Below are 21,689 nucleotides of genomic sequence, written 5' to 3' on the forward strand. Positions count from 1 at the left end.
TGTTTAGTAAGGGGTTATCATATATGTCTCAAAATTCTTTTTCAAATATAAACCTATTAAAATTATTTCCTAATATTAAATCACAAGGTGAAGTTAAAGACATATTGTGCGGTTCAAAGATTACCGGGATTAAAGTCTACCGTAAAACAAGAAGAGTGGATATCGCGATTGAATCGGAGAAACTGGTTAATAAATGGGATATCGATCATATAAGCAGTAATATTAAGGCTGCTTATCAGCTTGATGATATTAATTTTAGTATTAGATTTAGTAATTTGGATTCACGGAGTTTATCTTTTGAAGATTATTATGAAAGTATTAAATATTATCTTCAAAAGAATCTACCCATATGCCGGAGCATTTTAGCAGAAAGTAAATGCCGGTATGAGAATGATAAATTTATTGTATATTTAAAGTATGGTGGGAGTCAGTTATTGCAGAAGAATAGATGCGATAAACTTGTTGAGAATTTAATTGACAATGAATTCGGAATAAAAACCATGGTAGAGTTTATTGATAATCAGCATACTGATGGAGAAAACACCGGATATCTGGACTTCAAAGAAAAGCATGAGTCACATGTTGTATCTCAGGTACTAAAAAGCAACCCGGTAAGAGAGCAGGGACAGAATACCTCAGCTCAAAAATCTCAATCGGAAAATACATCATCCCTTATTCATGGTAAAAGCATTGCGGGGGATGCGATTGCTATATCTCTGGTTAATCAAGAATCAGGACGAGTAACCATTGAAGGGGATATTTTCTCAGTTGAGATAAGAGAACTAAAAAGTGAAAAATACATTGTTTCTTTTGATATGACAGATTTTACTGGGTCAATGACGGCTAAGTTTTTTACTGATAAGGATAAAATAGGAGATATTCAACAAAAGATAAAGAGTGGGGTAAGAGTTAAAGTAAGAGGTGAAGCACAATATGACAAATATGCAAGAGAACTTGTAGTTTTTGCGTATGATATTGTTCAGACTCCAAAACTAGTAAAGATGGACAATGCGGAAAAGAAAAGGGTCGAATTGCATCTACATACGCAGATGAGTGCAATGGATGCGGTTTCATCGGTAAAAGATCTTGTTCAACGAGCAGCAAGCTGGGGGCATCCGGCAGTTGCTATCACGGACCATGGTGTTGTGCAGGCATTCCCTGAAGCGTATGAAGCAGGGAAGAAAAATAATATAAAAATTATCTATGGTGTAGAATGCTACTTGGTAAACGACAGTGTTCCCATTGCATACAATCCGGATGAAAACACGCTTGATAGTGAGTTTGTTGTTTTTGATATTGAGACAACAGGATTAAATGCTCAAAAAGATGGTATTACCGAAATCGGAGCGGTGAAGATCAGTGGTGGGGAAATTACAGACCGGTATCAGACATTTGTCAATCCCGGCGTGCCCATTCCGGCTAAGATTACAGAATTAACGGGTATTACGGATGACATGGTCAAAGATGCTCCTGCCATAGACACTGTACTAAAGGAATTTCTTGAGTTCTGCGGAAACAGCGTACTTGTTGCGCATAATGCCAGGTTTGATGTAGGATTTATCAAAACCAACGCAAGAAAATTGGAGTTGGAATTTGATAATAGCAATTTGGATACCCTGGAGCTTTCCAGAGCACTTTTTCCTGAACTAAAAAGGCATAGATTAAACATTATCGCTAAACATTTGGACATTAAGCTGGAAAATCATCATAGAGCTGTTGATGACGCAGAAGCAACAGCGCAAATTTTCCTGAAGTGTTCTGCCATATTAAGGGAACAGGAACTATATAGCCTAAAGGATATTAACAATGCTTTAACAGGGGTAAAAGATGTAAAGAATATGGACTCCTATCACGCAGTGATTTTAGTGAAAGATTATATCGGTTTGAAGAACTTATATAAGATTATATCGGAATCCCATTTGAACTATTTTTATAAAAAACCCAGGGTGCCTAAAAGTTTATATTTGCAGTATAAAGAAGGGTTAATCATTGGTTCGGGCTGTGAAGCAGGAGAATTATATTCAGCGATCTTGAATGGTAAATCCTATGATGAAATATCTAAGATAGTTAAGTTTTACGACTATGTGGAAATACAACCTCTAGGAAACAACCAGTTTTTACTGGATAATGGCAGGGTTCAGAATGAAGAACAACTCAAGCAAATAAATAGGGACATCATAAAATACGGAGAAAAATATAATAAGCCGGTTGTCGCAACTTGTGATGTACATTTTTTAGATCCTCATGATGAAGTATTCAGAAGGATACTGATGGCTGGACAAGGATTTAGTGACGCGGATAATCAGCCGCCGTTATATTTGAGAACAACGGAAGAAATGCTGGAGGAATTCAGTTATCTGGGAAGCCGGAAGGCCTATGAAGTAGTAGTGGAAAACACCAATTTGATTGCGGAAATGGTAGAGCATATACTACCCATTCCGGATGAAACTTTTCCACCCGAGATTCCCGGTGCGGAAGAAGAAATCCAGAGCCTTTCGGTAAATAAAGCGGTAGAAATATATGGTGATCCCCTTCCTTCCATTGTCAAAGAGAGAATGGATAAAGAATTAAACTCTATTATTAAAAACGGATTCTCGGTAATGTATATCATTGCGCAAAAGCTGGTATGGAAGTCGTTAAGCGATGGATATCTTGTAGGTTCGAGAGGTTCGGTAGGATCTTCTTTTGTAGCGTTTTTAACAGGAATTACTGAAGTAAATGCACTGCCGCCGCACTATGTTTGTCCGAGCTGCAAGCATTCCCAATTTATCATGGACGGTTCTGTAGGGTCGGGGGTAGATATGCCGGATAAAAATTGTCCTGAATGCGGAACTGTATATAAAAAAGATGGACATGATATTCCATTTGAAACATTCTTGGGCTTTGACGGAGATAAAGAACCGGATATTGACTTGAATTTTTCCGGAGAATATCAGCCTACAGCCCACAAGTATACTGAAGAACTGTTTGGTGAAGGGCATGTTTTCAGGGCGGGTACCATCGGCACAATTGCGGAAAAGACAGCTTACGGTTTTGTAAAAAAATATCTGGATGAGAAAGAAACGGTAGCGCATAATGCAGAAATCAACCGTCTTGTAAAAGGCTGTACAGGCGTTAAAAGGACAACGGGGCAGCACCCGGGTGGTGTTATGATTGTACCGCAGAAGAACGAGATATTTGAGTTTTGTCCCATTCAGCGGCCTGCCGATGATACAAGTTCAAATATCATTACCACTCATTTTGATTATCATTCTATCAGCGGACGATTGCTCAAACTGGATATTCTGGGACATGACGATCCTACCGTCATAAAGATGCTGGAAGATTTAACAGGAGTAGACGCAAGAGAGATTAACATCGGAGATCCTGAGACCATGAGCATTTTTACCGGCACCGAGGCTTTAGGTATTAAGCCGGAAGATATCAATAGTGAAGTGGGGACTTTTGCTATCCCGGAATTTGGTACTAAGTTTGTACGGCAGATGTTGGTAGATACCCGTCCTAAGACATTTGCCGAATTGGTTCGCATCAGTGGTTTGTCCCATGGTACAGATGTTTGGCTTAATAATGCGCAAGAATTGGTACGTGCCGGTATCGCAACACTTCCTGAAGTAATATGTACCCGTGATGATATTATGGTTTATCTTATGTATAACGGTCTGGTACCCAAACATGCATTTAAGATCATGGAAAGTGTGCGAAAAGGAAAGGGATTGAAAGAAGAGGACGAAGCTGCAATGAGGGAAAACGATGTACCGAAGTGGTATATCGATTCATGTAAAAAAATAAAGTATATGTTCCCAAAAGCTCATGCTGTAGCGTATGTGACGATGGCATTCAGAATTGCATATTTTAAGGTTCATTATCCGGAAGCATTTTATATTGCCTATTTTACTGTACGGGCTGATGATTTTGATGCAGAACTTATGACCCATGGTGCTGATAAAGTGAAAAATAAGATTAAAGAATTGGAAGCAAAAGGCAACGAGATTAGTACAAAAGAAAAAAATGTATTAACCATCCTTGAAGTATGTAATGAAATGTACAGTCGAGGGATAAGATTTTTACCTATCGATATTTATGAATCCGATGCAGTGAAATTCATTCGTACTGATCAAGGAATCTTGCCGCCGCTAAATGCGCTTCAAGGAGTGGGTTCTGCAGCTGCAAGAAGCATTGTGGAGGCCAGAAAAGATGGAGAATTCATATCGGTTGATGATTTGCGGATAAGAGCCAAGGTGAGTAAATCGGTGGTTGAAATATTAAGCCAACAGGGCTGCCTAAAAGACTTACCCGAAAGCAGTCAATTGAGTTTATTTTAATTGCTATTGCTAAACTTGTAAAAGAGTGGTATAATATCAACTGATGCAAACAAATACATTGTTATTTTAGAGAGTGGGCAGATACCCCACTCTTTCTCATTATTAATACAGAAAGACACGAGAGAAAATAAATTACTTACATAAAGAGAATAATACAGGTAAAGATAGACACTATGATAGGATTAGTGTGATGATATAGATAGTTAACGATTTATACAATCTCATTGAAGTATAAAAAACAATCGGAAAGGTGGAATGGGCGTTGCCTAAAGGGAAGATTGAAGATGTAGTATTTGAGCTTTCACAGCCCGTAGCGGAACAGAATGGCTGTGAAGTTGTAGATGTAGAATTTAAAAAAGAAGGTCCTAACTGGTTTTTAAGAGTTTTTATCGATAAAGAAAATGGAATCACATTAGATGATTGTGAAGTGGTAAGTAAGGGTGTCAGCAATGAATTAGACAGAGTGGATCCCATTGATCAAAGCTATTATCTGGAAGTTTCTTCACCGGGATTGGACCGGCCGCTGAAGAAAGAGAAGGATTTTACCAGCCACTTGGGAGATAAAGTAGAAGTCAAGTTGTATCAACCGTTAAATGGCAGTAAATTGTTGATCGGTATGCTGGAACAGTACCATGATGGTAGTATTGCTATCCAATTGGAGGACAACAGCAGAATAGAGCTTGAAAAGGATAAAATCGCGTTAGTTAGACTAGCTGTTGATTTTTAATATATTATTTAAGAACTCAAATATAAAAACTGAATAGAGGAGGATGAAAGATGAATGCTGAATTTATTGAAGCACTAGAGCAAATTGCAAAAGAAAAAAGTATTAACACAGAAGTATTGCTGGATGCAATTGAGGCGGCACTTATTTCCGCTTATAAAAGAAACTTTGGTTCATCACAGAATGTATCGGTAAATATTGATAGGATTTCTGGTGAAGTAAAGGTTTTTGCAAAAAAGAAAGTTGTAGAAGAAATTGAAAACGACTTTTTGGAAATCGGTTTGGAACAAGCAAGAAGTATTAGTAAAAAGTATGATTTAGGAGATATTATTGATATTGAAGTAACTCCTAAAAAGTTTGGGCGTATCGCAGCGCAGACTGCTAAACAGGTTGTTGTACAACGAATTAGAGAAGCTGAAAGAGGCATTATTTTTGAAGAATTTTTCAGTAGGCAGAATGATATTGCTACCGGCATTGTACAAAGAGTTGAGAAAAAAAATGTAATGGTGGAGATGGGAAAAATCGAAGCGATTCTCGCACCGAATGAGCAAGTTCCGGCGGAAGAATATCATTTTAATGATAGAATCAAGGTATATGTGATTGAGGTAAAGAAGACGACCAAAGGACCCCAAGTGTTGATCTCACGTACTCATCCGGGGTTGGTAAAAAGACTATTTGAAAAAGAAGTGCCGGAGATCTATGAAGGGGTGGTAGAGATCAAAAGTATTTCCAGGGAGCCGGGGTCCAGAACTAAGATTGCTGTTCACTCTGTTGATGCTAATGTTGATCCTGTAGGCGCATGTGTGGGACCGAAAGGCAATAGAGTACAGGTAATTGTTGATGAGCTGAGGGGAGAAAAAATAGACATTATCAAATGGAATTCTGATCCTGTTGAATACATTGCAGCCAGCTTAAGTCCTGCGAAAGTATTAAAGGTTGACGTAAATGAGGACGAAAAAGCTGCAAAGGTTATTGTACCTGATTATCAACTATCTCTTGCCATTGGCAAGGAAGGGCAAAATGCCAGATTAGCGGCCAAATTGACAGGATGGAAAATTGATATTAAGAGTGAATCCCAAAGTAATGCCTAAATAATGCTGATATATTGAAAAAAACATATAAATTTGGAAATCATTATAGAGGGTGATACTGTGCAAAAAAAAAGGAAAGTACCCCTTCGAATGTGTTTAGGCTGTAAAGAGATGAAGCCTAAAAAAGAACTAATACGGGTTGTTAAGAATCAGGAAGGGGAAATATCAATAGACTTTAAAGGGAAGAAACCTGGACGCGGCGCTTATATATGCAACAGCATAGAGTGTTTTCATAAAGCGCGCAAAGGAAAAAGATTGGAACGGGCTTTTTCACAAGCGATCTCAGAAGAAATATATGATCAGATAAAAGATGAATTGGAGAAGCAGGATGAATGAAAAGCTGTATTCAATGATTGGATTATCTCAAAAAGCAGGTAAGATTACATCAGGCGAAGAGCCTTGTGAAAGAGAGATTAAAAGCGGAAAGAGCCAACTGATCATTATTGCACAAGACAGTTCTGATAACACGAAAAAGCGTTTTACGCAAATGTGCAATTATAGAAATATTTCATTTATTGAATTTGGGATTAAAGAAAAATTAGGAAAAATGATCGGTAAGGAATATCGGGCAGTATTGTCCGTTAAGGATAAAAATTTTGCAAATTTAATTATTGGTTTATATAACCAAATGTCAAGCGGGGGTGAATGAATTGTCTAAGCCAAGAGTATATGAAATTGCGAAAGATTTAGATATTTCAAGTAAAGATATTATATCCGAACTACAAAAATTTGATGTGGATGTAAAAAACCATATGAGTACGTTAGAGGATTCAGATATTGATATTATTTTGGAGACTTATACTCAGCAAAATGATGTTGTTAATAATCAGGAAACTCAGCCTAAACCGGAGAAAAAAGCAGAGCAAAATGCGGCTGATTATCCAACAAAGGAGAATAAGAAGAACATAGAACAGAAAAACGTCAACCAAACGAGAGAAAAAGATGCTAATGATAAGAATAAAAAGGGCAGATATGTTGATACACGTCCTACTGTAGTAGATCTAGACAAACTGGATACAGAAAAAATCGAAGAGTTGGTACCTGATAAGGTTAAATTCGAAGGCGATAAGAAGCAAAAAATCAAGAAAAGCGTTGGTAAATCCAAAAAGGATAAGGGCTTTGAAGAAAATATCGATAAAGTGCAAGCAAAAAATCAAAAGCCGAAGAAGGACCCTATGCAAGTTGCTATTCCTGATGAAATTATGGTAGGAGATTTAGCGGATAAGTTAAAAGTATCTGCGACTGAGATTATTAAGAAATTAATGATGTTAGGGGTTATGGCTACTATTAATCAAACCGTTGATTTTGATACAGCGTCAGTGGTAGCTGAAGATTTGGGTGCTAAAGTTGAAAAAGAGGTTATTATTACCGAAGAAGATAAGTTATTTAATGATGTAGAAGATGATGATGCCGAATTGAAAACACGTCCGCCTGTTGTGGTTGTAATGGGGCATGTTGACCACGGAAAGACCTCTTTACTGGATGCGATAAGAGAAACAGATGTAATTGCCACTGAAGCCGGAGGGATTACCCAACATATCGGTGCTTACAGGGTAAAGATTCATGATAAGGATATCACTTTTTTGGATACACCGGGCCATGAAGCATTTACAGCGATGAGAGCAAGAGGAGCGCAGGTTACAGATATCGCTATATTGGTAGTGGCGGCAGATGATGGGATCATGCCTCAAACTGTAGAAGCGATAAACCATGCAAAGGCCGCAAATGTCAATATCATTATCGCTATTAATAAGATGGACAAAGAAGGTGCCAATCCGGACAGAGTGAAACAGGAATTGACCGAATACGGCCTTGTACCTGAAGAGTGGGGCGGCGATACGATCTGTGTGCCTGTATCTGCGTTGAAAAAAGAAGGTATAGATCATCTATTGGAAATGATCCTGTTGGTGTCAGAAATGCAGGAATTAAAAGCAAATCCGAATAGATTGGCAAAAGGGACGGTTGTTGAAGCGCAGCTTGATAAAGGCAGAGGGCCTGTAGCCACCGTACTGGTTCAAAATGGTACCCTTAAGATAGGAGATATTCTGGTTGCAGGGACTGCAGTAGGAAGAGTCAGAGCAATGGTAGACGATAAAGGGCAGCGGGTGAAAAAAGCCGGTCCTTCTACCCCGGTTGAGATTTTGGGATTATCTGAAGTACCTGATGGAGGAGATGTCTTCTATGCTGTAGAAGATGAGAAAAAAGCTCGGGATGTTGTTGAGAAAAGAAAAGATAAGATCAAGGAAGAAAAAATTCAATCTCATCAACGGGTATCACTGGATGACTTATTCAACCAGATTAAAGAAGGCCAGGTAAAAGACTTAAATATTATTATAAAAGGTGATGTACAAGGTTCTGTGGAAGCTGTTAAGCAATCACTTGAAAAACTAAGCAATAGCGAAGTAAGAGTACGTACCATTCATGGTGGTGTAGGAGCTATCACTGAGTCGGATGTTGTGTTGGCTGCTGCGTCCAATGCGATTATTATCGGCTTTAACGTGCGCCCTGATGCCGCAATAAGTGCATCTGCCGAACAGCAGGAAGTGGAAATAAGATTATATAGAATTATCTATAATGCGATAGAAGATATGGAAGCAGCGATGAAAGGGTTACTTGAGCCTAAGTATAAAGAAAGTATTCTTGGTCATGCGCAAGTTCGTGCGACATTTAAAGTGACCGGTGTAGGCACTATCGCAGGCTGCTATGTAACCGATGGAAAGATAAACAGAAATTCGGAAGTAAGAATCGTAAGAGACGGTATCGTTGTACATGAAGGAACCCTGGCTTCATTAAAGAGATTTAAGGATGATGCTAAAGAAGTGGCTTCCGGATATGAGTGCGGTATCGGTATAGAGAAATTTAATGATCTAAAAGATGGGGATATTATTGAATGTTTTGTGATGGAAGAGATTAAACAGTAGAGTTGGTTCACAGTTCACAGATATCATTAGATCATCAAGGACTGTGAATTAGTAGGGCTATGTAAGCTTTTATTTTAGGAAGGTGAAAGTATGTCATATAACAGAATAAACCGGATCAGTGAAGAAGTCAAAAAAGAGCTTGGTGAAATTGTCCGGGAACTTAAAGATCCCCGAATCCCTATGATGACGAGTGTAGTGAATGTACAAGTGACACGAGACTTAAGATATGCAAAAGTTTATGTAAGTGTGATGGGAGATAAAGAAGCTCAGAGCAATGCCATCGCAGGTTTGAAAAGTGCAGCAGGCTTTATGAGAAAGGAAATCGGTAAGCGGGTTCAACTGAGATATACCCCTGAATTATTATTTATTTTAGATGAATCTATGGAACATGGGGCGTATATTAACAGGCTGCTTCATAATATTAACGCATCAGAAGGAGACTCAGCGGATAATGACACTGAAACTGAAAAAGATTGCTGAAACTATTCAAACAGGGTCTAAAATCGCGATTTTGCCGCATACCAGTCCGGATGGAGACTGTTTAGGGTCTTCCTTCGCGCTTTCTTTAGCCTTGAAAAAATTGAATAAGGAACCCCTTGTTATTTTGGAAGAGGATGTTCCCCAATTATATTCTTTTCTGCCGGGTAGTGATATAAAGACAATGGACGTATTGTCAAAAGGTATGTTTGATATGGTGATCTGTCTGGATTGCGGCGATGAGAGAAGACTCAACAACCGTATAGAGATATTTAATGACTGCGAACTTACTATAAATATTGATCATCATATCAGTAATACCGGTTTCGCACAGTATAATTATATTGATACACAATCTGCGGCTACAGGAGAAATCATTTTCGATCTTTTAGAAGAGTTGAATGTGGCTATAGATAAGGAAATGGCAGAAAATTTGTATGTAGCAATATCTACCGATACCGGAGGATTTAAGTACAGCAATACTACTTCAAGGACACATATTATTGTATCGGCATTGATACAAAAAAATATTGGTGTTGCAGAAATAAATCGGAGAATATATGACACTTTTTCATTAGATAGGCTGAAATTGAAAGCGGCTGCCATTAATCTGATAGAAATGCATCAGCATAATAAAGTTGCAATGATCGTGTTGGATTATCATTTGCTTCAACGAATGGGAATGAATATGGAGGATGTGGATGGTCTTTCAGGGATTCCCAGGTCTATTGAAGATGTAGAAGTAGGTGTTGTATTTACAGAAAAAGAGCCCGGTCAAGTGAAAGTCAGCTTTCGCTCCAACCAATATGTTGATGTATCTAAAATTGCTGTTTCATTCGGCGGAGGCGGGCACCAAAGGGCAAGTGGATGTACATTAAACATGGATATGGATGAGGCGGTAAAGAAGGTTTTGGCTGCTGTAAAGGATGAGGTGACACAAGGGGCTGTTAAGTCATGAATGGTATCGTATCTATTATTAAGCCGCCGGGTATGACATCTCATGATGTTGTAAGCTTTATAAGAAAATGTACAGGCATCAAAAGAGTAGGACATACCGGTACGTTGGATCCCGGTGCTGTGGGAGTTTTACCTATATGCATAGGTAAGGCGACCAAGGTAGCGGATTTGATCACTTCCCAGCAAAAGCAATATCGTGCGGAGCTTAAGTTGGGTATCATAACCGATACCCAAGACAGTGATGGAAAAGTATTAGATATCAGAAAAGTAAGTATTTCTAAGGACGCACTGGCAGATGTGATTGAGAGCTTTAAGGGAAGGATAGAGCAGGTTCCGCCCATGTATTCTGCTGTGAAAGTGCAAGGACAGAAATTATATGAGTTAGCCCGAAAAGGCATAGAGATTAAAAGAGAGCCGCGACAGATTGAAATCAAGGATATTAGAATCATAGATATAGATGATAAAAACGATACGGTATTATTCGATGTAACATGCTCTAAGGGTACGTATATCAGAACATTATGTTTTGATATCGGGAAAAAACTGGGATGTGGGGCGCATATGTCATTTCTCCTTCGTACGAAAAGCGGTATGTTCGATATGGAAAAATCAATTACTCTGGAGCAGTTTAAGCAGCGTATTGAAAATGAGAGCATCAACAGCATACTTATTCCTGTTGACAAGATATTCGAACATCATCCGCAGGTAGTTGTTACTCCGATCATAGAAAAGAAAGTATTAAATGGTATGCAAATTCCGTTGAATGCCATTGAATCAAAAGAGCATCTGAAAGAAGGGATACAGTGCAGAATTTATAATGCGAAGGGCGATTTTTTATGTTTGTCCCAGATCATTAAAAAGCCTGATCATATATTGTATCTGAAAATGGTAAAAAGTTTTTTCTGAGGTGGAATAAATGAAGGTGGTTTTTTCAAAAGCGAATGTTCCTTTAGAAATATCCCAAGGAACAGCCATCGCTCTCGGTAATTTTGACGGATTGCACATAGGGCACATGGAATTAATAAAAAGGACCATTAATGCATGTAACAATAGTAATTTAAAGTCTATTGTTTATACATTTAGTAATCATCCTGAAAATGTGATAGCCGGAAAGTTCATCACAGCTTTAATTACTCCCAATGAAACAAAAGCCGAAATCCTTAGCCGTCATGGTGTAGATTATTTATATCTGGAAGAATTTAATCAAGAATATATGAAAATAGCACCCGAAGACTTTGTAAAGGATATTTTATTGAAGCGGTTTAATGTAAAACATGTCACGGTGGGCTTTCATTATCGCTTCGGCTATAAAAGTGCCGGCACACCGGAGACGCTTAAGCAGATGGGGCAAAAATACGGATTCGATGTTGAGGTGGTAGCACCGGTAAAACTGGGAGATACCATCGTTAGCAGTAGTTTGATCAGAAGATTGATTGCAAATGGTGATGTTGAGCATGCGGCTGAATTTATGAAAAGATACTATCAGGTTACAGGGAAAATAGTAAGAGGTAAGCACCTTGGACGTGAGATAGGATTTCCTACTATTAATATTGTTCCGGGAGACGATAGGGTGCTTCCTTCGAAAGGCGTATATGTGACAAGTACGGATATTAGCGGATGCACATATTGCAGTGTTACCAATGTTGGAGTAAATCCTACCGTAAATGATCAAGGAATCCGTATTGAAACGCATATATTGGATTATACCGGAGATCTTTATGATTCTACTGTGACTGTGCATTTTATCAAAAAAATACGGGATGAAAAAAAGTTTACGGGACTTGCTCAACTGACAGAGCAAATTGGAAAAGATGTTCAGTATACAAAACAATATTTTAGTGATAAAGGTATTTACAATAAAATCAATATATGTTAGAATACTTGGTGTTACAGGGTTTTTAACCTGAGGCCAGGATATGGGAGTCACCAACCCAAATCTTAGCTGCAGGGGATATTTTTCGAGGAGGTGAAACATTATGATTAAAGAAGTAAAACAGTCAATTATCGAATCTTATAAACTTCACGAGAATGATACCGGTTCTCCGGAAGTACAGATTGCGATACTCACTGAAAGAATCAATCACTTGAATGAGCATCTTAAAATGCATAAAAAAGACCATCATTCCAGAAGAGGTCTTTTGAAGATGGTTGGACAAAGAAGAGGATTATTGAATTATCTGATGGATAATGATATTGAAAGATATCGTACAATTATTGGTAAATTAAATTTAAGAAAGTAAAAAAAGTAAGTGAGCGGTATATACCGCTCACTTATTGTGTACGTATGCGGTATAATATGAGCACTGGGTGAAAATAATACTATTATAGGTATGTATGTAGCTATTAGTTCATTAGCCATTAGACGTGTACTGTATTGGGAGAGTTTTATAATAGAGTGCACATCTAATTGCTAAAAACTAGTAGCTACCCAGGAATAACAACAAGAGACAAACAGGAGGTAGACTAAAATGCATAAGACTTTTACAATGGATTTGGCAGGCAGACCATTTACGATAGAGGTTGGAAGGCTAGCGCAGCTTGCAAGTGGCTCGGTGCTGGTACGTTACGGTGAAACGGTTGTAATCGTAACAGCAACAGCTTCAGATAAGCCAAGAGAAGGAATTGACTTCTTTCCTTTAAGCGTAGATTATGAAGAAAGACTTTACGCAGTTGGGAAGATCCCAGGAAGCTTTATGAAAAGAGAAGGAAAGCCCACAGAAAAGGCGATATTGACTTCCAGGGTGATTGATAGACCCATCCGTCCGTTGTTTCCAAAAGATTTAAGAAATGATGTTACTGTAGTAGCTACAGTGCTTTCGGTAGAACAGGACAATTCCCCTGAAATCGCAGCAATGATAGGTGCATCAGCGGCGATTTCTATTTCGGATATTCCATTTAACGGACCTATTGGAGGTGTATCTGTAGGATTAGTGAATGGCAAGTTTATCATTAATCCGAATACGGAACAACGGGATGAAAGTATCTTACAGCTTACTGTAGCAGGATCTAAAGAAAAAATAGTGATGATTGAAGCCGGAGCAAAAGAAGTACCTGAAGATGTGATGCTGGAAGCAATCATGTTCGGACATGAAGAGATTAAGAAAATCTGCAGCTTCATTGAAGATATCGTGAAAGAAGTAGGTAAACCTAAGTTTGAATATCAATCCTATCAAGTTGATGAGACGCTTTATAACGATGTCAAGGAATATGCTATTGACAAGGTGAAACAAGCAATAGATACCGATGATAAAAAGACAAGAGAAGAGAATCTTAGGGTTGTTTATGATGACGTATTCGAGCATTTTGCAGAAAAATATCCGGATATGCAATCTCAGATAAGTGAGACGCTGTATAAGCTTCAAAAGTATGTTGTTAGAAGATGGATACTGGATGAAGGCAAGCGTGTAGATGGGCGAGGTATAAATGACATAAGACCTTTATCTGCTGAAGTAGGGATACTACCACGTACTCACGGCACCGGATTGTTTAGTAGAGGACAAACCCAGGTGCTTACCGTAGCAACGCTAGGAGCTCTTGGAGATGTACAAATGCTGGATGGTTTAGACGAAGATGAAAGCAAGAGATATATGCACCACTATAATTTCCCTTCCTACAGCGTAGGAGAAACCAGACCTTCAAGAGGTCCGGGAAGAAGAGAAATAGGACACGGTGCGCTGGCTGAAAGATCATTGGAACCTGTTATACCCAGCGAAGAGGAATTTCCATATGCGATTCGCTTGGTTTCTGAAGTATTAAGTTCGAATGGGTCAACTTCACAAGGCAGTGTCTGCGGGAGTACTCTTGCGTTAATGGATGCGGGTGTGCCTATAAAAGCACCGGTTGCCGGTATTTCTGTGGGGTTGGTTACCGAAGGTGATAGATTTATTACCATGACGGACATACAAGGATTAGAAGACTTTTTTGGCGATATGGACTTTAAAGTAGCCGGTACCAAGAAGGGTATTACGGCAATTCAAATGGATATAAAGATTGATGGTCTTACTCGTGAAATCATCGAGCAGGCATTAACAGAAACCAGAGATGCAAGATATTATATTTTAGATGAAGTAATGCTTAAGGCAATAGATAGACCGAGAGAGCAGCTTTCGGCTTATGCACCTAAAATCATTACTACGAATATTGATCCTGATAAAATCAGAGAAGTGATTGGACCGGGAGGTAAGACCATACAGAAGATTATTGCGGATACCGGCGTAAAGATTGATATTGAAGATGACGGAAGAGTATTTATTTCAACCGCTGACGCGCAAGCAGGGGAAAAGGCATTAAAAATCATTGAAGGCATTGCAAAAGATATTGAAATAGGTCAAGTTTACATGGGTAAAGTCATGAGGATCATGAATTTTGGTGCTTTTGTTGAGTTTCTACCGGGAAAAGAAGGTTTGGTCCATATTTCCAAACTGGATAGAAAGCGTGTTGAAAAAGTAGAAGATGTAGTTAATATCGGAGATGAAATACTTGTCAAAGTAATTGAAGTAGACAAACAGGGCAGGATAAATCTTTCCAGAAAAGATGCACTTCCCGAGGTTACTGAACAAGAAAAATAACGATCAGCTAAATATCAAAAGACAGGACGTGCTTCGTCCTGTTTTTTTAAATTAAAAGTAGAGTTACACAAAATGTCAGTTGCATATAATAGACATATAACTTATAATTACAATAGGTTGTAATAAAGGTATATAATTTTAATAGATATAGATAGAAGAAGCTTTGATGTAAATAATCGTTAAGTGGGGAGTAGGGAGTGGGGAGAAGTTGTTGTCTCCCCACTATTCACTATCCACTCCTCATTAATTTTCAGTATTGGGAGGATGTATGTATAAATTACACGCGTTAGCAAATGGGGTTAGAATCGTATCTGAATATATTCCTTATGTAAGATCTGTCTCGTTGGGAATATGGGTTGGTAACGGTTCAAGAAGAGAAGATAAAAAAAATAATGGTATTTCCCATTTTATTGAACATATGCTTTTTAAAGGAACTACTAATAGAAGTGCAAAAGACATCGCTGAAAGTATAGATTGTATCGGCGGGCAGTTAAATGCTTTTACAGGAAAGGAAAGCACATGCTTCTACACTAAAACACTGGATACCCATATAGATATTGCAATAGACGTACTATCAGACATGTTTTTTAATTCAAAAATATCGCAAAGTGATATCGATGTTGAAAGAAAAGTAATTATGGAAGAAATCAATATGTATGAAGATTCTCCGGAGGAACTTGTTCATGACATTCTTTCGGAGACAATATGGTCAGCAGATCCTTTGGGATATCCGATTCTAGGAACCGGTGAATCTCTTCAGCAAATCAATAGAGATGAAATATCAAAATATATGGAGAACAATTACACACCATCAAATACGGTAATAGCTATTGCGGGCAATTTTGATTATGATAAGGTGATAGATTTACTGAGTAAGAAGTTTGAGAACTGGAAGAATATAAATAATATAGGAAGCAATTATAAAGAGACTAATTTTAACAGTGATATCGTTGTAAAACATAAAGATACCGAACAGGCACATCTTTGTGTAGGTTTTGAAGGGATTCAACAGGGAAACGATAGCATATATGAACTGTTAGTAGTAAATACTATTTTTGGCGGAGGTATGAGTTCCAGGCTGTTTCAAAAGATCAGAGAAGAAAAGGGATTGGCTTATTCTGTTTACTCGTATCCGTCCTCTTATCAAAATGCCGGTTTGTTTGCAATTTATGCCGGCATGAATCCTTCACAAATAAGTGAAGTTGTTAAATTAATTTTTGCTGAGGTGGATTGTTTAAATAAAAATAAAATTACCAAAGAGGAACTGGATAAGGCAAAAGAGCAGCTAAAAGGAAACTACATTCTTGGTCTTGAAAGCACCAGCAGCAGAATGAATAGTATAGGAAAGTCCGAGTTGCTGCTCAAGCAGATAAAAACACCTGACCAGATACTTAAAAGGATTAATGATATTACCATAGAATCTGTAAGCGATATCATTCAGAAGGTGTTTGACAATAAAAATATTAGTATCTCAGCTGTAGGAACCATACCTGATGATATAGTATTTGAAAAGTTTATCCGATAGAATATATTCTATAGTGAGGAGTGGGGAGTGGGGAGTGGGGAGAGCATAAAGACTTTCCACTGCTTGCTTAGTGATTATTAATGTAAAATATCAATAATATATAGGAGGATGTGAAAAAGTCCGATTCGGCACATAGAGAAAATCGAACTTGGGGACTGTACCTGCTGTTTGCCCGGTTTTGGCATAACAGAGGGACTGTCCCCATGTTTGATTTTCGACCAATTAAGCACTTTTTCACATCCTCCTATAGAGTAATAACTCACATTCAGCATGAATAAATTACCATGCATTATTTATGTAAACTTGAATGGAATTTAGAACTTTTGGCGAATCTCTTTTATATACAAAATTATAGGAGTGATTCGTATGGCAAAAGCTTCAAAGAAGTCACATAAACACAAAAGAAATAAAAAGCGTAAAATTACTATACTGCATCCGGCAAAAGTAGAGCAACCTTTGATCCTTCCTTTTGCTTTACTGCTTGCAAACAAGTTTTTAAAACTCATTGGTTTTGTTGAATTCATAGATGGTAGTGTTGAATGGGATGAAAGTCATTGGAAAGTGTCTCCCGGTAATTTAGCTAAGGCCGTGATATTGGCAACATTTATGCAGGTACGAGCCCCACTTTACAGGATCAAGCGGGCATTTGCCGGTTATGATACTGAAGCATTGTTTGGCAAAGGGGTTATGCCAGAACACTTAAATGACTATTCCATCGCACGTGCATTAGACCGAATCAGTGAAGCTAAACCTGAAGGATTGTTTTCATCTATCTGTTTGTCTATGTACAGCGTGTTTCATATTGCTTTCAATCGGCTGCATTCTGATACAACAACATTGTCCTTTTATGGGCAATATATGTGCGACGATGCGCCGGAGGGTGCTTTGAACATCACCAAAGGATATAACAAGGATCACCTTCCGCATTGCAAACAGGCCGTAGTAGGTAAGATTGTCAATGAACATGGTATTGCCGTAGCCAGTTCAACTATGGATGGAAATACTTCCGATATTGAATGGAATCAAAAAGCCTTAGCCCTTACAAAGCAAATATTCGGAGATTGTTTGAATGAAGTAACTTATATTGCTGACTCTAAGCTTATTAATCTGCCAACGTTCAAGCAGCTTACCGATCCAGACAACAGGATACGGTTCATATCGCGGTGTCCTGCAAATTTTTACGGCAAGGTTGCCGGAAGACTGATCGAGAAAGCTTATAAATTTGATCAATGGACTGATATCGGTCAGATAGGTTCTGGCAAGAACGCATGTACCTATGAAATGCAGGAGTTTATGGAGGCTGTTGAAAATTGTGATACCCGGTTTATTGTTGTCCGCAGTAGTGCGGGAAAAGATCGTTTTGAGCATAAGCTGGAGAAGCAACGTATGGAGCTTAAAAAAGATATCCTGACATTATCGGGCAAAGTATTTGTTTGTGAAGCGGATGCCCGTGAAGAGTGGGCTCGCTTTGAAAAAGCTCACAAGAAGAGTCTTTTTCTATTTGACGTCTGTTTCAAGGAAGAAAAAACAGAAAAAAGACCACGTGGTAATCCGGGAAAAAATCCTAAACCTCCAGTTATCGTAATATCTTGGCGTGTAACTGTACACATACAAGCAGAAAATGCTACAGCTGTGGAGAAACTAAAACACGAAGAAGAATGCTTCGTGCTGATCACAAGTATTCATGAGACAGAATTTGATGGCAAGGAGATCCTCCGTCAGTACAAAGAACAAACTGTTGTTGAGGCGCAGTTTAGACTGTTGAAAGAACCTGCACTTGCAGCTTCAATCTTTTTAAAAACGCCAGAGCGAATTAATGCCTTGGTCATGCTCATGAACATCTCACTTCTGATTCGTGCAATTGTTCAGTACAAGATTCGTAAAAGTATCAATGAATCAGAAGAGGAGCTTCCACGTATTGGCTGGAATAACAAGAAGCTTGAAAACCCTACCATCAAATATGTGCTTGAAGCTTTAGAAAAAGCATACTTTGTGAAAGAACAAGAAGATACCTACAGTTATGGGTTTTATAGCGAACACCAACAATTAACTGTAACAACAGTGCTGGAACTGCTAGATATAGACATTGAAGAATTCTTAGAATGACAGTTAACACGACATCCATAGTAATCTCGAAAATGTATTATTAATAAAAGGGATATATTGGGTTGCCGGAGTTAGTGGTATACCTTGGTTCAGTGCGCTTTTTTTACGTAAGCTATGGTAAATCCACTAATTCTGACCGTAATCATGCTCATTAGCAAGTTGATATATCGCTACGCAACATAAAAGGGTAGTGGTAATTTATTCATGCTGAATGTAAGTAATAAAAAAGTGACAGCCAGTTTTGGCTGTCACTTTTTTATTGTTCTATTAGTACAAGTTAAACAAGCACTAATAGTTTGTGTTGTACATACAATGTAATAGATTAATGAACATACGCAAATTTGTGGAGGTGACTATATGAAGAACAAAAAGAGCTTTTCAGTCATTGGAGGGGATTTGCGCCAAGTAAAGATGGCAAATGGACTTGCGCAGGACGGTTATGATGTCAAAGCTTTTGGCTTTAATAATATAGAATTTCATCCAAGTATTATACAAGTCAACAGTATTCAAGAAGCAATAGACGGAGCAGATGTGATTATTGCACCTCTGCCGTGTACCCTTGATAATGAAACCGTAAATGCTCCTTTTTATGATGAAAAAATCTTTTATAAGGATTTATTTAAAAAAATCTCCAAAAATCAGCTTTTTGTAGGAGGAAAACTGGGTGAGAAAATTAATAATCTCGCAAAGGTATATAACATCTATGTAGTAGATTATTTTGAGAGAGAAGAATTAACAGTTTTAAATGCAATACCTACTGCAGAAGGAGCGATACAAATCGCGATGGAAGAAATGCCTATCACAATACATAGTAGTAACTGTCTTATTTTAGGATATGGAAGAATCGGAAGAATTCTTTCGAAGATGCTTTGGGGACTTGGTGCAAATGTTACTGTGGAAGCAAGGAAGTACGAAGATTTAGCATGGATAAAAAGCTTTGGTTATAATGGAATACATTTAAATGAGTTAACTACGGTGATAGGGGATTATGATGTAATATTTAATACAATACCAAGTGTAGTACTTGACACGGATATTCTATCAAAGATTGATAAAGAATGTTTGGTCATTGATTTGGCGTCTAAACCAGGGGGAGTTGATTTTGAGATGGCAAGGAATATAGGGATAAAAACGATTTGGGCTTTATCCCTTCCAGGGAAAGTAGCCCCTAATACGGCAGGAGATATTATAAAAGACACCATTTTTAACATTATCTATGAATTGGGGGTATAGTTATGGATTTGAAAAATCGGACAATTGGATTTGCACTAACAGGTTCATTTTGTACATTTAAGAAAGTAATGCCGGAAGTCGTTAATCTAATGAATGAAGGGGCTAAAGTCATTCCCATAATGTCTCAAAATGCATATCAAATGGATACAAGGTTTGGTAAAGCCAAAGAATTTATACAACAATTTGAAGAAATAACAGGGAACAAAGTGATCAGTACAATAGAAGAAGCTGAGCCGATAGGTCCTAAAGCATTGCTTGACGCAATCGTTATTGCACCATGCACAGGAAATACTATCGGAAAAATAGCAAATGCAGTTACCGATACCAGTGTAACCATGGCTGCAAAAGCTCATTTAAGAAATCAGAAGCCGGTAATCGTAGCAGTTTCTACAAATGACGGATTAAGTATGAATGCAAAGAATATTGCTTTACTACTTAATTCAAAGAATATCTATATGGTTCCTTTTCAGCAAGATGATCCGATAAAAAAGCAAAACTCGATTGTTGCTAAGATGGACTTGATTTTACCGACTGTTAAAATGGCACTCAGCGGACAGCAGATTCAACCAATACTGTTAGGTTCAGAAGAATAAAAAATGTCAGGGGGATGGGATTGTTGTCAACAACCCCGTCCCCCTGACACCCCTTAATTTGTGCAAAATTTTGTAGATTTGCTCTTATTCAATTTCATTCACATCATAAGGTGTCTCTTGATATACATAGTAGTTCAGCCAATTGGAGAACAGCAGATTTGCATGAGATCTCCACTTTACAATCGGAGGCTTAGACGGATCGTCATCTTGAAAATAATTTTTTGGGACTGCGATAGGGAGACCTTTATTAGCATCGCGATCATACTCACCTTTTAAAGTCAAGGGATCATACTCCGAATGACCGGTTACAAATATTTGGCGTCCGCCTCTTGTTGCCACGATATAGACGCCGGCAATCTTTGACTCAGATAATATCTCAAGGCCGTCAATGTTTTCAATATCTTCTCTTCTAATTTCAGTGTGTCGTGAATGGGGAGCGTAAAAAACGTCATCAAATCCTCGGAAAAGTTTAACATTTTTTTTATTAATAACATGCTCAAATACACCAAACATCTTCTCGGAAAGTGGGTATTTGTCAACGTTATAATGATAGTACAGGCCTGCTTGAGCACCCCAGCATATGTGGAAGGTAGAAGTTACATTATGAAGAGACCATTCCATGATCTGCTTCAGCTCTTCCCAGTATTCTATCTGTTCAAAGTCCATTTGCTCCACAGGTGCTCCGGTAATAACCATTCCATCATATTTTTTATGTTTAATATCATCAAATGCTTTATAAAAAGTAAACAGATGCTCTTCAGAAGTATTCTTTGACTTATAGGTTTTTGTATGTAAAAACTCTATCTCTACCTGAAGAGGTGTATTGCCAAGCAGACGGAGAAGCTGGGTTTCGGTTGAAATTTTTGTTGGCATCAAATTTAATATAATAATTTTAAGCGGACGAATATCCTGATGAGCAGCACGATTTTCCGTCATTACAAATATATTTTCATTATTAAGGGTTTCAAATGCAGGTAGATTATCAGGTATTTTAATGGGCATATTCATACTCCTTTTGCTTTTTAGAAATAATATGTATTAAGTATAGCAAATATGAAGGTGATTTACAACGCATAAATACGCGAGTAAAAACTTAAGATGTGAAATAAATATGTAACGTGTAAGAATATTTTAAAGTATGGTTCTGCATACTATTATTAGTTGCTCGATGG

17 protein-coding genes are annotated in these 21,689 nt (G+C 37.9%); 16 read left to right on the forward strand and 1 reads right to left on the reverse strand.

The features are described 5' to 3' along the window. Window positions 1-23: 23 nt before the first annotated feature. The 16 genes from QKW49_RS24820 (at window position 24) to QKW49_RS24895 (ending at window position 20,517) form a co-directional block, all read left to right on the forward strand. Window positions 24-4,322 carry a PolC-type DNA polymerase III gene (locus QKW49_RS24820; protein WP_282865319.1) on the forward strand — a complete coding sequence of 1,433 codons (4,299 nt, stop codon included), beginning with the start codon at window positions 24-26 and terminating at the stop codon, window positions 4,320-4,322. A gap of 262 nt (window positions 4,323-4,584) precedes the next feature. Next, the gene (rimP, locus tag QKW49_RS24825) at window positions 4,585-5,049 is read left to right on the forward strand and encodes a ribosome maturation factor RimP (protein ID WP_282865320.1); all 465 of its coding nucleotides are present in this window, start codon (window positions 4,585-4,587) and stop codon (window positions 5,047-5,049) included. Window positions 5,050-5,099: 50 nt separating this feature from the next. After that, entirely contained in the window at window positions 5,100-6,137 is a 1,038-nt protein-coding gene (nusA, locus tag QKW49_RS24830; RefSeq protein WP_282865321.1) for a transcription termination factor NusA, read from the forward strand. 90 nt (window positions 6,138-6,227) lie between these two features. Then, entirely contained in the window at window positions 6,228-6,473 is a 246-nt protein-coding gene (locus QKW49_RS24835) for a YlxR family protein (protein WP_282868234.1), read from the forward strand. Next, window positions 6,466-6,786 carry a ribosomal L7Ae/L30e/S12e/Gadd45 family protein gene (locus tag QKW49_RS24840; protein ID WP_282865322.1) on the forward strand — a complete coding sequence of 107 codons (321 nt, stop codon included), beginning with the start codon at window positions 6,466-6,468 and terminating at the stop codon, window positions 6,784-6,786. Before QKW49_RS24835 ends, QKW49_RS24840 begins: the two co-directional genes overlap by 8 nt. 1 nt (window position 6,787) lies before the next feature. After that, on the forward strand, window positions 6,788-9,058 hold the full coding sequence (infB, locus tag QKW49_RS24845; RefSeq protein ID WP_282865323.1) for a translation initiation factor IF-2: 2,271 nt from the start codon (window positions 6,788-6,790) through the stop codon (window positions 9,056-9,058). 90 nt (window positions 9,059-9,148) lie between these two features. Further along, a complete protein-coding gene (gene rbfA / locus QKW49_RS24850; protein WP_282865324.1) occupies window positions 9,149-9,538 on the forward strand; it encodes a 30S ribosome-binding factor RbfA in 390 nt (129 codons plus the stop codon). Continuing rightward, window positions 9,510-10,493: a bifunctional oligoribonuclease/PAP phosphatase NrnA gene (locus QKW49_RS24855; protein WP_282865325.1), complete on the forward strand. Its 984-nt coding sequence runs from the start codon at window positions 9,510-9,512 to the stop codon at window positions 10,491-10,493. Before rbfA ends, QKW49_RS24855 begins: the two co-directional genes overlap by 29 nt. Further along, complete coding sequence (gene truB, locus QKW49_RS24860) at window positions 10,490-11,398, forward strand: tRNA pseudouridine(55) synthase TruB (protein WP_282865326.1); 909 nt, start codon at window positions 10,490-10,492, stop codon at window positions 11,396-11,398. The genes QKW49_RS24855 and truB overlap by 4 nt, the downstream gene beginning before the upstream one ends. Window positions 11,399-11,408: 10 nt before the next feature. Then, a complete protein-coding gene (locus QKW49_RS24865) occupies window positions 11,409-12,368 on the forward strand; it encodes a bifunctional riboflavin kinase/FAD synthetase (RefSeq protein ID WP_282865327.1) in 960 nt (319 codons plus the stop codon). Between the two features lie 100 nt (window positions 12,369-12,468). Then, entirely contained in the window at window positions 12,469-12,732 is a 264-nt protein-coding gene (gene rpsO / locus QKW49_RS24870; RefSeq protein ID WP_282865328.1) for a 30S ribosomal protein S15, read from the forward strand. Window positions 12,733-12,960: 228 nt separating this feature from the next. Continuing rightward, window positions 12,961-15,060, forward strand: a complete 2,100-nt coding sequence (locus tag QKW49_RS24875; protein WP_282865330.1) for a polyribonucleotide nucleotidyltransferase — start codon at window positions 12,961-12,963, stop codon at window positions 15,058-15,060. A gap of 268 nt (window positions 15,061-15,328) precedes the next feature. After that, a complete protein-coding gene (locus QKW49_RS24880; RefSeq protein WP_282865331.1) occupies window positions 15,329-16,585 on the forward strand; it encodes a pitrilysin family protein in 1,257 nt (418 codons plus the stop codon). Window positions 16,586-16,951: 366 nt separating this feature from the next. Then, entirely contained in the window at window positions 16,952-18,691 is a 1,740-nt protein-coding gene (locus QKW49_RS24885) for an IS1634 family transposase (protein ID WP_282863996.1), read from the forward strand. Window positions 18,692-19,048: 357 nt separating this feature from the next. Then, entirely contained in the window at window positions 19,049-19,924 is an 876-nt protein-coding gene (dpsA, locus tag QKW49_RS24890) for a dipicolinate synthase subunit DpsA (RefSeq protein WP_282865332.1), read from the forward strand. 2 nt (window positions 19,925-19,926) lie between these two features. After that, entirely contained in the window at window positions 19,927-20,517 is a 591-nt protein-coding gene (locus QKW49_RS24895; protein WP_282865333.1) for a dipicolinate synthase subunit B, read from the forward strand. Between the two features lie 84 nt (window positions 20,518-20,601). Here QKW49_RS24895 and metA read toward each other — a convergent pair whose 3' ends face one another. Further along, window positions 20,602-21,519, reverse strand: a complete 918-nt coding sequence (metA, locus tag QKW49_RS24900) for a homoserine O-succinyltransferase (protein WP_282865334.1) — start codon at window positions 21,517-21,519, stop codon at window positions 20,602-20,604. Window positions 21,520-21,689: the final 170 nt, after the last annotated feature.

The organism is Petroclostridium sp. X23, assembly GCF_030013905.1.
GTDB lineage: Bacteria > Bacillota > Clostridia > SK-Y3 > SK-Y3 > X23.

Excerpts from the sequence above, each read along its gene's own strand:
- QKW49_RS24820 (WP_282865319.1), top strand. The coding sequence starts at position 24 with ATGTCTCAAAATTCTTTTTCAAATATAAACCTATTAAAATTATTTCCT.
- nusA (WP_282865321.1), top strand. The coding sequence starts at position 5,100 with ATGAATGCTGAATTTATTGAAGCACTAGAGCAAATTGCAAAAGAAAAA.
- QKW49_RS24835 (WP_282868234.1), top strand. The coding sequence starts at position 6,228 with ATGTGTTTAGGCTGTAAAGAGATGAAGCCTAAAAAAGAACTAATACGG.
- QKW49_RS24840 (WP_282865322.1), top strand. The coding sequence starts at position 6,466 with ATGAATGAAAAGCTGTATTCAATGATTGGATTATCTCAAAAAGCAGGT.
- rbfA (WP_282865324.1), top strand. The coding sequence starts at position 9,149 with ATGTCATATAACAGAATAAACCGGATCAGTGAAGAAGTCAAAAAAGAG.
- QKW49_RS24855 (WP_282865325.1), top strand. The coding sequence starts at position 9,510 with ATGACACTGAAACTGAAAAAGATTGCTGAAACTATTCAAACAGGGTCT.
- truB (WP_282865326.1), top strand. The coding sequence starts at position 10,490 with ATGAATGGTATCGTATCTATTATTAAGCCGCCGGGTATGACATCTCAT.
- QKW49_RS24865 (WP_282865327.1), top strand. The coding sequence starts at position 11,409 with ATGAAGGTGGTTTTTTCAAAAGCGAATGTTCCTTTAGAAATATCCCAA.
- rpsO (WP_282865328.1), top strand. The coding sequence starts at position 12,469 with ATGATTAAAGAAGTAAAACAGTCAATTATCGAATCTTATAAACTTCAC.
- QKW49_RS24875 (WP_282865330.1), top strand. The coding sequence starts at position 12,961 with ATGCATAAGACTTTTACAATGGATTTGGCAGGCAGACCATTTACGATA.
- QKW49_RS24880 (WP_282865331.1), top strand. The coding sequence starts at position 15,329 with ATGTATAAATTACACGCGTTAGCAAATGGGGTTAGAATCGTATCTGAA.
- QKW49_RS24885 (WP_282863996.1), top strand. The coding sequence starts at position 16,952 with ATGGCAAAAGCTTCAAAGAAGTCACATAAACACAAAAGAAATAAAAAG.
- dpsA (WP_282865332.1), top strand. The coding sequence starts at position 19,049 with ATGAAGAACAAAAAGAGCTTTTCAGTCATTGGAGGGGATTTGCGCCAA.
- QKW49_RS24895 (WP_282865333.1), top strand. The coding sequence starts at position 19,927 with ATGGATTTGAAAAATCGGACAATTGGATTTGCACTAACAGGTTCATTT.
- metA (WP_282865334.1), bottom strand. The coding sequence starts at position 21,519 with ATGCCCATTAAAATACCTGATAATCTACCTGCATTTGAAACCCTTAAT.